13 protein-coding genes are annotated in these 13,773 nt (G+C 68.4%); 4 read left to right on the plus strand and 9 right to left on the minus strand.

Translation table 11 applies throughout. The features are described from left to right. Positions 1-81 precede the first annotated feature (81 nt). The 4 genes from efeB to thpR are packed head-to-tail and all read right to left on the minus strand — an operon-like array spanning position 82 to position 4,004. Positions 82-1,371: an iron uptake transporter deferrochelatase/peroxidase subunit gene (gene efeB, locus AC0662_RS29870; RefSeq protein WP_478304779.1), complete on the minus strand. Its 1,290-nt coding sequence runs from the start codon at positions 1,369-1,371 to the stop codon at positions 82-84. Continuing rightward, positions 1,368-2,507 (minus strand): iron uptake system protein EfeO, encoded by a 1,140-nt coding sequence (efeO, locus tag AC0662_RS29875; protein ID WP_452196869.1) that lies wholly within the window; start codon positions 2,505-2,507, stop codon positions 1,368-1,370. Before efeO ends, efeB begins: the two co-directional genes overlap by 4 nt. 33 nt (positions 2,508-2,540) lie before the next feature. Beyond that, the gene (gene efeU / locus AC0662_RS29880) at positions 2,541-3,395 is read right to left on the minus strand and encodes an iron uptake transporter permease EfeU (RefSeq protein WP_478304782.1); all 855 of its coding nucleotides are present in this window, start codon (positions 3,393-3,395) and stop codon (positions 2,541-2,543) included. A gap of 45 nt (positions 3,396-3,440) precedes the next feature. Next, positions 3,441-4,004: an RNA 2',3'-cyclic phosphodiesterase gene (gene thpR / locus AC0662_RS29885; RefSeq protein ID WP_478304784.1), complete on the minus strand. Its 564-nt coding sequence runs from the start codon at positions 4,002-4,004 to the stop codon at positions 3,441-3,443. 56 nt (positions 4,005-4,060) lie between these two features. Here thpR and AC0662_RS29890 point away from each other — a divergent pair, with 56 nt between their 5' ends. Further along, a complete protein-coding gene (locus AC0662_RS29890) occupies positions 4,061-5,512 on the plus strand; it encodes an LLM class flavin-dependent oxidoreductase (protein ID WP_478304786.1) in 1,452 nt (483 codons plus the stop codon). Here the strand turns inward: AC0662_RS29890 and AC0662_RS29895 are convergent. Continuing rightward, complete coding sequence (locus AC0662_RS29895) at positions 5,495-6,898, minus strand: mycothione reductase (protein ID WP_478304788.1); 1,404 nt, start codon at positions 6,896-6,898, stop codon at positions 5,495-5,497. The genes AC0662_RS29890 and AC0662_RS29895 overlap by 18 nt on opposite strands. Before the next feature lie 56 nt (positions 6,899-6,954). Between AC0662_RS29895 and AC0662_RS29900 the strand changes: the two genes are divergently transcribed. Beyond that, complete coding sequence (locus tag AC0662_RS29900) at positions 6,955-7,644, plus strand: DUF4429 domain-containing protein (protein WP_478304790.1); 690 nt, start codon at positions 6,955-6,957, stop codon at positions 7,642-7,644. Here the strand turns inward: AC0662_RS29900 and AC0662_RS29905 are convergent. After that, positions 7,641-8,990, minus strand: a complete 1,350-nt coding sequence (locus AC0662_RS29905) for an MFS transporter (RefSeq protein ID WP_478304792.1) — start codon at positions 8,988-8,990, stop codon at positions 7,641-7,643. The two genes, AC0662_RS29900 and AC0662_RS29905, sit on opposite strands and share 4 nt — an antisense overlap. Beyond that, the gene (locus AC0662_RS29910; RefSeq protein ID WP_452196862.1) at positions 8,987-9,436 is read right to left on the minus strand and encodes a MarR family winged helix-turn-helix transcriptional regulator; all 450 of its coding nucleotides are present in this window, start codon (positions 9,434-9,436) and stop codon (positions 8,987-8,989) included. The genes AC0662_RS29905 and AC0662_RS29910 overlap by 4 nt, the downstream gene beginning before the upstream one ends. Positions 9,437-9,519: 83 nt before the next feature. On the opposite strand from AC0662_RS29910, the gene AC0662_RS29915 reads away from it, so the two are divergent. Further along, entirely contained in the window at positions 9,520-10,614 is a 1,095-nt protein-coding gene (locus AC0662_RS29915; protein WP_478304795.1) for a hypothetical protein, read from the plus strand. Here AC0662_RS29915 and AC0662_RS29920 read toward each other — a convergent pair. Then, a complete protein-coding gene (locus AC0662_RS29920; protein ID WP_452196860.1) occupies positions 10,611-11,006 on the minus strand; it encodes a Dabb family protein in 396 nt (131 codons plus the stop codon). The genes AC0662_RS29915 and AC0662_RS29920 overlap by 4 nt on opposite strands. A 70-nt stretch (positions 11,007-11,076) precedes the next feature. On the opposite strand from AC0662_RS29920, the gene AC0662_RS29925 reads away from it, so the two are divergent. Beyond that, positions 11,077-11,694, plus strand: coding sequence for a TetR/AcrR family transcriptional regulator C-terminal domain-containing protein (locus tag AC0662_RS29925; protein ID WP_452196859.1), 618 nt, complete (start codon positions 11,077-11,079; stop codon positions 11,692-11,694). Between the two features lie 14 nt (positions 11,695-11,708). On the opposite strand, the gene AC0662_RS29930 is transcribed toward AC0662_RS29925, so the two are convergent. Continuing rightward, positions 11,709-13,769 (minus strand): prolyl oligopeptidase family serine peptidase, encoded by a 2,061-nt coding sequence (locus AC0662_RS29930; RefSeq protein ID WP_478304797.1) that lies wholly within the window; start codon positions 13,767-13,769, stop codon positions 11,709-11,711. Positions 13,770-13,773 lie beyond the last annotated feature (4 nt).

Here is a 13,773-nt window from a genome sequence, read left to right on the forward strand (position 1 = left end):
ACGCTCAGGTGCACTACCAGCCCACCGACACCTCCTGTCGAGATGCCGATCAGTCAGCCGTAGGTTCAAGAACCGAGTGGTTCAGGTGAGGAGTTTTTCGCCCCAGTAGGAGCCGGGGGTTACGCCTGGGGGGCAGGCGAAGATGCCGGAGCCTACGTGGTGGATGTACTCGTTCATGGTGTCGTTCTTGGCGAGTTGGTTCTGGATCGGGATGAACTGTTTGCGGGGGTCGCGCTGGTAGGCGAGGAAGAACAGGCCGGCGTCGAGTCGGCCGAGGCCGTCGGAGCCGTCGACGAAGTTGTAGCCGCGGCGGAGCAGTTCGGCGCCGTTGTTGAACTGCGGGTGCGCGAGCCGGACGTGTGAGTCGGTGGGGACCTTCGCCTGGCCGTCGGCGTTCTTGGCGTTGAAGTCGATCGCGTCGAACTCGTCGGCCTTGCCCAACGGAGCGCCCGTACCCTTGCCGCGCCCGATGATGTTCTCCTGCTCGGTGAGCGACGTACGGTCCCAGATCTCGATGTTCATCCGGATCCGCCGCGACACCAGGTACGCGCCGCCGACCATCCAGTCCGGGCCGTCCTCGGGCTGCACCCACAGCTGCTGCTCGAGCTTGTCGGCCTCTTCGAGCTTCATGTTGTTCGTGCCGTCTTTGAACCCGAACAGGTTCCGCGGCGTGGCCTGCGCCTTCGACGTGGACGACGTCCGCCCGAAGCCGAGCTGCGAATACCGTACGGCGACCCGCCCGAACCCGATCCGCGCCAGGTTCCGGATCGCGTGCACGGCGACCTGCGGGTCATCGGAACACGCCTGTACGGCGATGTCCCCGCCGGACCGCGCCGGCTCCAGGTCGTCGCCGATGAAATGCGGTAGATCCACCAACGCCTTGGGCCGTTGCGAAGCCAGCCCGAACCGCTTGTCGAACAGCGACGGACCGAACCCGACCGTGATCGTGAGCCGCGCCGGCGGCAGCCCGACCGCCTCGCCGGTGTCTTCCGGCGGCGCCTCGCCCGGACCGTTCACCGCGCCGTATTGGCCGATGTCGCGACCGGCTGTGAGGAGCGCGGCGGCAGCCGTCCACTCCTTCAGCAGCGAGATCAGTTCGTCCCGCTTGGTCGTGGTCACGTCGAACGCGGCGAAGTGCAGCCGGTCCTGGACCGGCGTGATGATCCCGGCCTGGCGCGGACCGTGGAACTCGACCGGGCCGTTGGTGTCGGCGGCCTGCGATTCCTCACCGGCCAGCGCGGAGTGCGCGGCGTACCCCGCGACCCCGGTGGCGACCGCGGCTCCGGCTGCCCCGAACAGACCACGCCGGGACAGCCCGCGACGGGTCGGCGCAGTCTCAGCCGGAGCGGAAGGCGTCGTGTTGTCGGTCATTTCTTCGCGATCACTCCGGCGACCTGGCTGACCGGCTCGGCCAACCCGTCGACGACGGCACCGAGGGCCTTCTTCTCGGCCTCGGACGCCGTGTAGGGCTTGAAGCCGTCACCGTCGCGGTACTTGTCCAGCGAGGCGAAGACCGCCTTGAAGTTCGTGTCCAGCTGGGTGACGAGCGCCGCGTTCCGCGCCTGCAGGGCCGGGCGGAGCGCCTGGATCGCGGCCTGCGAACCCTCGACGTTCGCCTGGAAGTCCCACAGGTCGGTGTGCGAGTAGCGGTCCTCCTCGCCGGTGACCTTTCCGGTCGCGACCTCGTCGAGCAGTTCCTTCGCACCGTTGGCCAGCTGCAGCGGGGTGAGCTTCACGACCTTGGCCTTCGCCACGACCGTCTTCACGTCGGTGAGCAGCTGGTCGGCGTACTTCTCCATGCCCTTGGTGGTGTTGGAGACCCAGAGCGCCTGCTCGATCCGGTGGTACCCGGTCCACTCGGTGCCCGGCTCGACGTCGTTCACGCGGGCGTCGATCTTCGGGTCGAGGTCGCCGAACGACTCCGCGACCGGCTCGATCCGCTCCCAGTACGTGCGCGACACCGGGAACAGCGCCTTCGCCTTCGCGACGTCGCCGGCCTTCACCGCGGTGACGAACTCGGTGGTCTTGTGCTCGAGCGCGATCGCCTGCGAGTTCACGTACCGCTGGTAGCTGTCCGCCGCCTGCTTGAGCAGCGCGTCCTCGGACACCTGCGACGGCGCGTCACCGGTGACGGTCAGATCGCCGCGGATGCCGTCGCCGACCATGCCGGGCTTGCAGACCGCCTGGTACTTGCCGGTCGGCAGTTCGACGATCAGGTCCCGCTTCAGGCCCGGGCCGATGTTCTCGACCTCACCCATCACGCGGTCGCCGTCGGCGTACACGTAGAACTCGGTGACCTTGCTGCCATCGTTCGCCACCGAGAACGTGCTGGTGCCGGACTTCACGTCGCGGCGGCTGAGGTCACACCCCGAGTCGGACGCCTTCACCGACACCGGGCCGGTCCCGTCGTCCTTGGCCGCGGGCGCGTCCTTCGCGCACGCGGTGAGCGCGGCGAGGCCGAGGACGACACCGAGGATGGAGGCCTTGCGGGCCAGTGAACTGGGCATGTTTCTCCTGAGCGGGGAACGACGAGAGGTGTTTCAGGCCGCGCGGCCGGTGGCGGGTTCGCCGACCGGGACAGCGGGCGGTGTGGAGCTCTTCACCGGGCGGAAGTAGAGCACCATCACCGGGACCAGGTACACGAGCCACGCGCTCGCCTCGAGAACACTCGGGGCCGGGTTGAAGTTGAAGATGCCCTTGAGCAGTACGCCGTACCAGCTGTCCGGCGGGATCACGTGGGAGATGTCGAAGGCCAGGGTGTGCAGGCCGGGCAGGATGCCGGCCTCCTGCAGGTCGTGGAAGCCGTAGGCGAAGATGCCGGCCGCGACCAGGATCAGCACCGCGCCGGTCCACTTGAAGAACACGGCCAGGTTGATCTTCACCGCGCCCTTGTAGATCGCGATCCCGAGCAGCACCGAGGTGGCCAGGCCGAGCAGGACGCCGATGAACGGTACGGCGGTGGTCGCGGTGGCAGCGGACGCGTACACGATGAACGCGGTCTCGATGCTCTCCCGGAACACTGCGAGGAACGCCAGGATGACGACCGCGCGGGAGCCGACCTCGAGGGCCTGGCCCATCCGTTCGCGGAGCTCCTTGGCGATACTGCGGGACGCCTTGCGCATCCAGAAGATCATCCAGGTGACGAAGCCGACGGCGAGGATCGACATCACCCCGCCGACCGTTTCCTGGGTGGTGAAGGACTTGGCGGTCAGCGCGGTGACGAACTGGAGCAGCCCCCAGGCGGCGGCCGCCACGGCGAGGGCCGTGGCGACTCCGATCCAGACCAGTTTGAGTCGATCGCGATGGCCCGACTTGACCAGGAAGGTGGCGAGGATACTGACGACCAGTGAGGCCTCGAGTCCTTCACGGAGTCCGATCAGGTAGTTCGCGAGCATGGCGGGACTCTCTCATAGCATTAGGTACGGCTAACCTTGCTGAGGTTAGCCTAAGAAATCCCATTCGCCTACAGTGACGTAGGCCGCACTGTGGCCCGGACCCTCGCCGAGCCGGGACTCGATCAGCCGCAGACTGCGCGCTGTCCACACAGGACTCTCGTACGTGTCGAAAACCCGTACCCACTTGGTGACGTCCATCTGCCGGCGCAGCCGCGCGAGCGTGAGATGCGGGTTGAACTTCCGGCCCTCGACGGTGACCCCGGCCCGGTTCGCCGCGGCCCGAGTCGTCATCGACAAGTGTTTGAGTGACTCGGTCTCGTCGCGAACTCCGGCGTACAGCACCCGGGCGTCCGGGACGCCGGGGAAGGCGCCGGCTCCGGCGAGCTGCAGTTCGAACGGTTTCTGCCTTCGCGCGGCCCGTTCCAGCCGCTCCTCGAGTTCCTCGGTCTTCCAGTCCGGCACCTCGCCGAGGAACGCCAGCGTGAGATGCCAGTGCTCGTCCGACGCCCACCGGATGTCGTCATCCGGATGCTCCCGGCGCGGTTCGACGAACTCGCTCAGATCCTCCACTACCTCGCTAGGTGGCACGACGGCCACGAACAATCGCATCCCGAAATGCTAGTGCCTCGCTTACGGGACACTGGCGGTGATGGAAACTGCTTTCTGTGGAACTCAAGCTGCCGTCGCCGTGCGTGGTGGTCCTGGCTGGGCCCGGGGCCTCGGGGAAGTCGACCTGGGCGGCCGAGCAGTTCGCGGCGGAGCTGATCGTGTCGAGCGATCGGTTGCGGGCGCTGGTCGGCTCGGGCGAGGACGACATCGCGGCGAGCGCCGACGCCTTCGCGCTGCTGGAAGTGGTGGTGCGACAGCGCATCGGGCGCCGACTGACCACGGTGATCGACACCCTGGGACTGGATCGCGAGCGGCGGACCCGGTGGCTCGGACTGGCGCGCGAGGCCGGGATGCCCTGCGTGGTGGTCGCTTTCGACACCCCGGCCGAGGAGTGCCGCCGGCGGAACCGGGAGCGGACGTCGAAGCGGATCCCGGCCGACGCGCTGACGTCCCAGCTACGGTCCTGGTCGTCGGTCAAGAAAGAACTCCCGACCGAGGGGTACGACGACGTACTGCAGCCGACCGCGGCGCGGGTGGTTCCGGCGGACTTCGTCGAGTCGACCGCCGCGCACACCCGGCAAGCGGAATCCCCGGTGGGACTGCGGTTCGGATTGCAGCTGAGCAGCTACCCCGGCGGCCGCGAAGGGCTGGCCTCGTGGGTGCGTGAGGTGGCGGAGCGCGCGGAGGCGGCCGGCTTCGACGCGATCTACGTGATGGATCACTTCCGGCAGATTCCGCAGGTCGGGCGGGCGTGGGACGACTTCCTGGAGAGCTGGACGACCCTCGGATACCTCGCCGCGTGTACGACGCGAGTTCGGCTCGGCACGCTGGTCTCCGGGATCACCTATCGCAACGTCGCGCACCTCGGGAAGATCGCGGCGACGCTCGACGTGCTCAGCGGCGGACGCGCGGTGTGCGGTGTGGGACTCGCCTGGTTCGAAGCCGAGCACAAGGCCTACGGCTGGCCGTTCCCCACCGTCGGCGAACGATATGCACTACTGGCCGATGCGCTGCAGTTGCTCCCGGTTTTATGGGGACCAGGCAACAAACCGTTCCTCGGCACAGTGCTCGAGGTGCCGGACACCACGTGTTATCCACGCCCGCTGCAAAAACACCTGCCGCTACTGGTCGGCGGAAGCGGTCAGCGAACGTTGCGGCTGGCCGGGCGGTACGCGGACGCCGTCAACGTCTTCGGCGACACCGCGACGGTCCGCGAGCGTGCGGCGTACCTGCGGCAGGTGAGTTCGAGGGCGGTTGAGCTCACGCATCTGTCCACGACATTGGTCGGCAAGAACCAGCAGCAGGTCGACCAGTTGGTGCAGGGACTGCGGCCGCGGAACGTGAACCCGGCACGGTACGCCGCCTCCGTGAACGCGGGCACCGTCGACGATCAGATCGGGCGGTTCCGCGAGCTGTCCGAGGCCGGGGTCGCCGAGGTGATGATCAGCCTCCCGGACCTCGACACACTCGATGCGGCCGCCGACGTGATCTCAGCCTTTCAGGTCTAGATCCAGCTTCAGCAGCGCGTTCTCGATCAGCTCGGGCATCGCCGGGTGGATCCAGTACTGGCCGCGGGCCATCGTGTACGCGTCGAGGCCGAAACTCATCGCCTGGATGACCGGCTGGATCACGGTCGGCGCATGCGGACCGATGATGTGGCAGCCGATGATCTGCCCCGTCTTCGGGTCGGCGAGGATCTTCGCGAAGCCGGTGGTGTCCTCCATCGCCCAGCCGTACGCGATGTCGGCGTACCGCTGAACCGCTGTGACATAAGGGATCCCGCGGTCCTTCACCTGCTCCTCGGTGAGGCCGACGGAGGCGATCTGCGGCGAGCTGAAGACGGCGTGCGGGACGAACCGGTGGTCGGCCTCGATCCGGTCGTCCGGGTTCAGCAGGTTGTGCTTGACCACCCGGGCCTCGTGGTTCGCGACGTGCTTGAGTTGGTGCGGGTTCGTCACGTCACCGAGCGCGTAGATGCCGTCGACGCTGGTCTGCTGGTACGCGTCCACGAGCACGCGGCCCTCGCGGTCGGTCTCAACCCCGGTGGCGTCCAGGTCCAGTACGTCGGAGTTCGGCATCCGGCCGACCGCGACGAGCAGTTCGTCGACGACCAGCTCGTCGAGACCGTCCGGACTCAGCATCTTCACCAGCACCGAGCCGTCGTCGCGCCGGCTCACCCGGACCGTCTCGTGATTCAGCCGGACGTCGTACTTCTGCTGGGCGATCTCGGTGTAGCGGGCGGCGATCTCACCGTCCTCCGGGCGGAGCAGCTCCTTCGAGCGGGCGACGATCGTGACCTCGACCCCGAACGCCCCGAAGACGTGCGCGAACTCGGCGGCGACGAACCCGCTGCCGATGATCGCGACCCGGCGCGGCAGCTCCTCGAGCCGCATGATGCTGTTCGAGGTGTGGTACCCGGTCTCCTCCAGCCCCGGGATCGGCGGCACGATCGGCCGGCTGCCGGTCGCGATCACGAACCGGTCGGCGCTGAAGACGCTCGTCGACCCGTCCTTCCCGTCGACCGTCAGCTCCTTCACGCCGGTGAACCGGCCGGTGCCGTCGTACATCCGCACGTTGGTGTTGTCCGGATTGTGGTGCCGGTACTCCGACCCGCTCGCCGAGATCGGGTCGATCCGGCCGAAGATCCGGTCCCGGACGTCCGGCCAGCGGACGTCGAGCAGCTGCTCGTCGACGCCGTACCGCGCGCTCTCCGACGGGGTCGCGGCGACGTCGGCGGCGTGCACGAACATCTTGGTCGGGATGCAGCCGAAGTTCAGGCAGGTGCCGCCGAAGATGCCCCGTTCGACGATCGCCACCTTCCAATCGGCGAACCGCCGGTTCACGATCGTGTTGCCGGAACCGGTCCCGATGATCACGAGGTCGTAATGGGTCACACCCCATTGTGGGGGTGACGGGCCAAAATCTGCGGTGAACCCACGGACCAGGGAAGATGAGCAGGGTGGCAAGTGGTGAGCTGAGAAGCGCGAACGGGACAGTCGTCTGGGACGGCGTCGGGACGCTCCGGCTCCGGTACGACGCGGCGGCGCCCGACCCGGTGCGCCCCCGCCTGGGCGAGCGGACCCTGCCGGTCGAGGCACTGCAGGCGGTCGAGATGAGCGGTACCGGGATCCGGTTCGTGCTGCGCGAGGGGGCCGACCCGCTGCAGTCGGTGACCCAGCCGGCTGTCGACCTCTACGACTTCCCGGGGGTCGATCCCGAGGTCGCGGGCGCGATCGCCGGCGATATCCGGCGGACCCTCACGCGGCGCGACGTACCGGCGACCCGGGCCAATGCCTGGCTGCTCGCGCCGCCGGTCGCGCCGGACCGGATCGCGGGCCGGGACGTGTCACTGGCGGTGGCGAGCGGACATCTCACGTTCTCCTACGCGCGGTCCGCGAGCCGGAAGAAGAAGTCCCTCGGCGCCCCGCGGGCGGTCCCGCTCGGTGACATCCTCGACGTGGAGTGGTCCCCGCAGCAGGGCCGGATCCGCGGCCGCGGCTTCCTCCGGATCAGTACGGCGAGCACGCCGTACGACCGCCCGAAGCCGAAGCACGACCCGGCCGCGATGGTCACCCGCCGCGGCGCCGACGTCGACGCCCTGTTCTTCGCCGCCCGCCTGCTGACCCGGATCAGGCCTTAAGCAACCTGAGGTCCGGCGTCCTGCTTCTCCTTCGAGGCAGAAGCAGGTTCCGGAAGAGGTGCGCCCTCGACGACGGCCTTCTCGCCGAGCAGCTCGGTCTGCGGCAGTACTTCGAGGCGCGGGCGCGGCAGCAACCGCGGCCGGATCGCGAGACCCCGCCGGCGGGAGAAGTACAGCACCGATCCGATCGTCCCGAGGACGGTCAGCCCACCGCCGACGATCAGCGAGTAGCGCGCACCGAACTCCTGACCGACCCAGCCGATGAACGGCGACCCGATCGGCGTACCACCCATCAGGACCGTCATGTAGAGCGCCATCACCCGGCCACGCATGGTCGGCTCGATACTCAGCTGCATCGTCGCGTTCGCGGACGTCAGCATCGTCAGCGAGGCCAGCCCGACCAGCGGCAGCACCAGCGCGAACCCGACGTACGTCGGCATCAGTGCGCTGACGACTTCGAAGACACCGAAGGCCAGCGCCGCGCCGATCACCAGCCGCGCGCGGATCCGGACTCGCCGGGCCGCCAGCAGCGCGCCGGCCAGTGAGCCGATCGCGAGCACCGAGCCGAGGATGCCGTACTCCCCCGCGCCCTTGTGGAAGACCTGGGTCGCCATCAGCGCCGACGTCAGCTGGAAGTTCAGCCCGAAGGTGCCCGCGAAGAACACCGCGACCAGCACCATCATCAGGTCCGGCCGGCGCCACAGGTAGCGCATGCCGTCGCGGATCATGCCCTTGTCGCGGGCCGCGGGTTTCGGCGTGTGCAGCTCGCCGACCCGCATCATCCGCAGCGACAGGATGACGGCCGAGTAGGTGAACGCGTTGATCAGGATCACCGGACCGGTGCCGATCCAGTTGATCAGCAGACCGGCCAGGGCCGGGCCGAGCAGCCGTGCGGCGTTGAACGAGGCGGAGTTGAGGCCGACCGCGTTCGACAGCTCGTCGCGGCCGACCATCTCGACCACGAACGCCTGCCGGGTCGGGGCGTCGAAGGCCGTGCCCACACCGAAGAGCAGGGCCAGCAGGTACACGTGCCAGGGCTGGACCACACCGGCGATCGTGAGGCCACCAAGGACCAGCGCGACGGAGGCCATCGCGATCTGGGTGCAGGTCAGCACCTGCCGCTTCGGGAACCGGTCGGCGACCAGACCGGCGTACGGGCCGAGCAGGAGGGCCGGGAGGAACTGGAGACCGGTGACGATCCCGAGCGCGGTGCCGGAGTGGGTCAGCTCCAGGACCAGCCAGTCCTGGGCGACACGCTGCATCCAGGTGCCGACGTTCGAGACGATCGCGCCGGAGGCGTAGAGACGGAAGTTACGGACTTTGAAAGCACGGAAGGTGGGGCTCATCGAGCCGCCAGTCGTTCGAGAACAGGTGCTGCCTTGCGCAGGATGTCGCGCTCCTCGGGGGTCAATTGCTTCAGTTTGGTCTGCAGCCACTCGTCGCGGCGCCGCCGGTTGGCCAGGATCAGCTCGTCGGCGCGGTCGGTCAGCTCGACGACGACCTGCCGCTTGTCGGTCGGATGCGGCCGGCGGGCGACCAGGCCCGCCTCCTCCATGTTCGTCACGATCCGCGTCATCGACGGCGGCTTCACCTGCTCGTGGGCGGCGAGCTCGCCGATCGTCATCGCGTCGTGCTTCGACAGCGCGCCGAGCACGCTGAGCTGGTTGGCGGTGAGGTCGTGACCGGGCTCACGCTGTCGGCGGATCTGCCGGGACAGGCGCAGCGTCGACGACCGCAGGGCACTCGCCAGCCCGACATCACTCTTCACCTGCTGCGCTACGACCTCGGGCATGTCTTTACCTTAACTCATTACCTTTGCTAACTAAAAACCCACGATCACTCTGTGGTATTCCCGGACCGATAGAGTGCGCGGTCATGAGCACGAGCGGCGAGCTGGAGCGGTACGAGCAGCGGTTCCGGCGGGCGGGGCTGCCGCTGTTCATCGAGGACTTCTCGCCGACGCACGACATCTTCACGCGGGCGGCGCCACTGCTGGTGCTGGTGTTCCTGGCCGAGATGATCGGCGCCACCTCCCTGGACTGGGACTGGTGGCAGAACCTGCTGGCCGCGGTCGGCGGCCTGGTCGCACTGGTTGCCGGGTTCGGGCTGCTGAACGGGTTCCGGGGCCGGCCGTTCTGGTCGCTGCCGACCCGCTTCGGGATCCCGGAGCTCGCGGTGTTCGTGCTGCTTCCCGCCCTGCTGCCGGTGGTCACCCAGGGTCAGCTCAAGCAGTTCTTCGGCGTCGCCTTCGGCAACCTGCTGCTGGTCGGCGTCGTGTACGTCGTCGTCGCCTACGGATTCATCGCGACCATCGTCTGGGGTGTGCGCCGACTGGCCGGCGAGCTGGCCAACTCCGTGGCCAGCTTCATCCGGGCGTTGCCGTTGCTGCTGGTCTTCTCCCTGGTGCTGTTCATCACCGCGGACATGTGGCAGGTGTTCGCCGGGATGCCGACCGCCTTCATCGTCTTCTCCGTGGTCGCGTTCACCCTGCTGAGCACGGTGTTCCTGCTGATCCGCCTACCCAAAGAGGTCGACGCGATCGAGCGCGACGCCGGTTCCGGTCCGGCGCTGCAGCCGATCCAGCGGGTGAACCTCAGCGTCAACCTGATGATCCGGCAGTGGATGCAGGTGCTCGTGGTCAGCGCCGGCGTCGGCCTGTTCTTCGTCGCCTTCGGCCTGCTCGCGATCAGCGAGCACATCTACGACCAATGGGGCATCACGCAGGGCAGCTGGTCGTACAACCTGACGCTGATGAACCACCCGCTCGTCCTGAGCGCGTCGCTGATCAAGGTCTCGGTCGGCATCGCGAACTTCACCGGTCTCTACTACTCGATCGCGCTGCTCACCGACTCGACGTACCGCACCGAGTTCCTCGACAACGTCAGTGCGGAGCTCCGCGACCTGTTCACCGCGCGGACGGAGTACCTGGAGCTCCGCAAGACGTCCTTACAGCCCGACGCGGTCCGTTAGACGTTCGCGCCGAACAGCTCGTCGACCCGGCGGGCCCATTCGGGGTACATCTCCATCTTCCGGGAGGCGACGCCGTACACGGCCTTGCCGATCTCCGGGTCCGCGTCGTCGCTGAAGCGGACGGCGCTCATCTTCTCGATCTTGCCGAGGATCTGGTCGTCGCCGGTGAGGTGCACCGGGTCGTGCATGTAGCGCTCGAGCGCGTCGAGGTCCGGCACCGCGGACAGGTACGCATGTGTGAAGCCGTCCTCCGGGTTGCCGAAGTCCTTGCCGACGGCACCGAACGTGACCGAGTCCACCCCGGCGGTCCGGCGCATCACCGTCAGTACCTCCTCCTGCTCCACGGCGCTGACGCCGGCCTTGAACCGGAACCGCAACACGTTGACAATCATCAGTTCTCCTTTTTTGCACTGGCCAGTGCAATCTACTGTACGTCATAGTTCAGCAAGCTACCCTGACCAGGTGCCAGCCACTCGCGGGAGAATCGACAAGCGCCAGGCGATCCTGGACGCGGCGTTCACGGTCTTCGCCCGGGACGGCTACCGACCGGCGAGCGTCGACACCGTCGCGGCCACCGCCGGCGTCGCGAAACACACGATCTACAACCACTTCGGCGACAAGCAGTCGCTGTTCCGGGCCGCGGTCGCCGCGCTCGCGGACGACTCGCTCGCCCGCAACCTGACCGCGCTGGAGGTGCTGCGCGCCGACCGGGACCCGGCAGAGGCGCTCACCGAGGTCGGCCTGAAGCTCGCCGACTGCTACTGCGACGAGAAATCGTGGGCGCTCCGCCGGCTCCTGTACGCCGAGCTCGCGAGCATGCCCGAGCTCCAGGACGTCATCCGCGACCGCGCGACAGACCGGGTGAACGACGCCCTGGCCGACCGCCTGGCCCGCCTGGCCCTCGCCGGAAAGCTCCGGATCACCGACCCGGCGGTCGCGGCCGAGCAGTTCGGCGCGTTGCTGACCGCTCCCCTGGAGACCCGCTCCCGCCTCGGCACGCGGAAGATCCCGGCCCGAGAACTGGCCGAGGTCACGCAGAACGCCGTACAGACGTTCCTGCGTGCCTTCGGATCAGAGTAGGTGGCTCGTTCGGGTCAGAGTAGGTGGCTCGAGAGGAAGGCGAGTTGGGAGCGGAGCAGGCCGACCGAGGCTGCCTCGCTGGTCGCCATGTGGGTGACGTTCGACAGCGGAAGCACTTGATGAGGACGGCCTGCCGCTGTGAGTGCGGCCGACATCCGGAGCGTGTGCGCCGCGAACACGTTGTCGTCGGCGAGCCCGTGGACGAGGAGCAACGGGCGGCGCAGGTCGGCGGCGTACGTCATCAGTGACAGGCGGTCGTAGACCTCCGGGTTCTCGTCCGGATGACCGAGGAACCGCTCCCGCCAATGCGTGTCGTACAGCCGCTGATCCGCCGGAGCGGCACCGGCGACGGCGGCATGGAAGACATCCGGACGCCACAGTACGGCGGCAGCCGCGAGCAGCCCGCCGTAGCTCCAGCCCCGAATCCCCACCCGGCTCAGATCCAGCGCACCGGTCTGCTCCGCGGCCGCGTGCAATGCGGTGACCTGGTCCTCCAGCGGCGCAGTCAGGTTGTCGAGGTGGACGGTCTTCTCCCACACCGGCCCTCGGCCCGGCGTACCGCGACCGTCCGCGATGACGACCGCGAACCCGGCTTCGGCGAACCACTGCGCGGTCGCGTACGCACCTCCGCTCGTCCGCATCACGAGCTGCGCCGCAGGACCGCCGTACGGCGCCATCAGGACCGGCAGCGGCTTGTCGCCAGACCGGTACCACGACGGGAGCAGTACGGCGGTGCGCAGTTCGAGCTCGCCGGCGCGCAGCCGGGTGATCCGCGGTGTGACGACCGGCGTGGCATTACGGGCCTCGATGGACCGATCCGGCCGACCTGCCCGACGTACGACGAACGAACGGCCGGACTCGGTGTGGGACGTGAGGAGCAACGTGTCGTCGACGAGGCTCCCGCTGTGCACGCCCTGGCCGTCTCTCAGTCGCCGGAGCCCGTGCCCGTCGTACAGCCACAGGTGGCGCTCGGTCGGCTCGTCGTTCGCCTGCAGCAGGACGGACTCTCCGGAGACCTCGAGAACACTGCGAACCTGGAGTCCGTCCGGAGTCACCGGTACGCCGTCGATCACCAGCCGCCTGGTCTCGCCGACGTCCTCGGTGTGGACGAGCTTGCCCGACGCCGTCCGCGCCGGGGTGCCGTCGATCAGCTCGACCCAGGCCTTGTCCTGCTGCTCGTGCAGGATCCGCGTCTCGCCGGTCTCGGGATCACCCGCCAGCACCAAGAGCGTACGCTGGTCGCGCGACTGTACGGCGAACAGCGGGCCGTGCGCGTCCCAGTCGGCCGCGGTCAGGTACTCGTACGCCCTCCGGTCCCAGCGCAGCTCGACCGAGCCGCCGTCGAGGTCGAGAGCGTGCAGGGTGACGATCGCGTTCGCCGTACCGGCGACCGGGTATGCGACCTCGCGTGGAAGGCGGTCGGGGTTCGCCGGGTCCGCGATCCACCAGCGCTGCACCGGGGTCTGGTCGACCCGCGCTGCGAGCAGCCGGGTGCCGTCGGGCGACCACCAGTACCCGCGGGTGCGGCCCATCGACTCGGACGCCTCATGCTCCGCCAGGCCCCAGCTGACCTCCGGGTCGGGGTCCGCCGCCACAGTCAGGTCCTTGCCGTCGGCAAGGTCCACCACATGCAGCTCGCGACCGGTCACGTACGCGACCCGGCGTCCGGTCGGATCGATCCGCGGATCGACGACCAGGCCGGCCGTCCAGATCTCGCGCGGCAGTGCGTCGGGCCCGTCCAGGTGATACAGCACGCCCTGGAGCGCGAAGACGATCTGCCGGGCGGAGCGATCGGTCGAGTAGGCGACGATGCCCGAGCCACGTTCGCGGCTGCGTTCCCGCCGTACCCGCTCGGCTTCCGGGAGCGACCCGTTCGAGTCCAGGTCCTCGGGGGCGACGACGAGCTGTTCCGTGCCGTCGGCGGTCAGTTGCCACAAGCAACTGGTGCGGTCCTCCGGGCCGGTGGTCCGGAGGAACAACACGTGCTCGCGGCCCAGGGTGAAGGCCTTCGGCAGGCCGTACGTGAAAAGCCCGGTGCGTGCGGATTGGCCGGGGAAGTCTTCGATCGGATTCACCGTG

This window comes from Kribbella sp. NPDC043289, from assembly GCF_056436705.1.

Bases quoted from the DNA above. Each gene is read 5' to 3' on its own strand.
- AC0662_RS29920 (WP_452196860.1), bottom strand. From the start codon at position 11,006: ATGATTGTCAACGTGTTGCGGTTCCGGTTCAAGGCCGGCGTCAGCGCC.
- efeU (WP_478304782.1), bottom strand. From the start codon at position 3,395: ATGCTCGCGAACTACCTGATCGGACTCCGTGAAGGACTCGAGGCCTCA.
- AC0662_RS29915 (WP_478304795.1), top strand. From the start codon at position 9,520: ATGAGCACGAGCGGCGAGCTGGAGCGGTACGAGCAGCGGTTCCGGCGG.
- AC0662_RS29910 (WP_452196862.1), bottom strand. From the start codon at position 9,436: ATGCCCGAGGTCGTAGCGCAGCAGGTGAAGAGTGATGTCGGGCTGGCG.
- AC0662_RS29905 (WP_478304792.1), bottom strand. From the start codon at position 8,990: ATGAGCCCCACCTTCCGTGCTTTCAAAGTCCGTAACTTCCGTCTCTAC.
- efeB (WP_478304779.1), bottom strand. From the start codon at position 1,371: ATGACCGACAACACGACGCCTTCCGCTCCGGCTGAGACTGCGCCGACC.
- thpR (WP_478304784.1), bottom strand. From the start codon at position 4,004: ATGCGATTGTTCGTGGCCGTCGTGCCACCTAGCGAGGTAGTGGAGGAT.
- AC0662_RS29900 (WP_478304790.1), top strand. From the start codon at position 6,955: ATGAGCAGGGTGGCAAGTGGTGAGCTGAGAAGCGCGAACGGGACAGTC.
- efeO (WP_452196869.1), bottom strand. From the start codon at position 2,507: ATGCCCAGTTCACTGGCCCGCAAGGCCTCCATCCTCGGTGTCGTCCTC.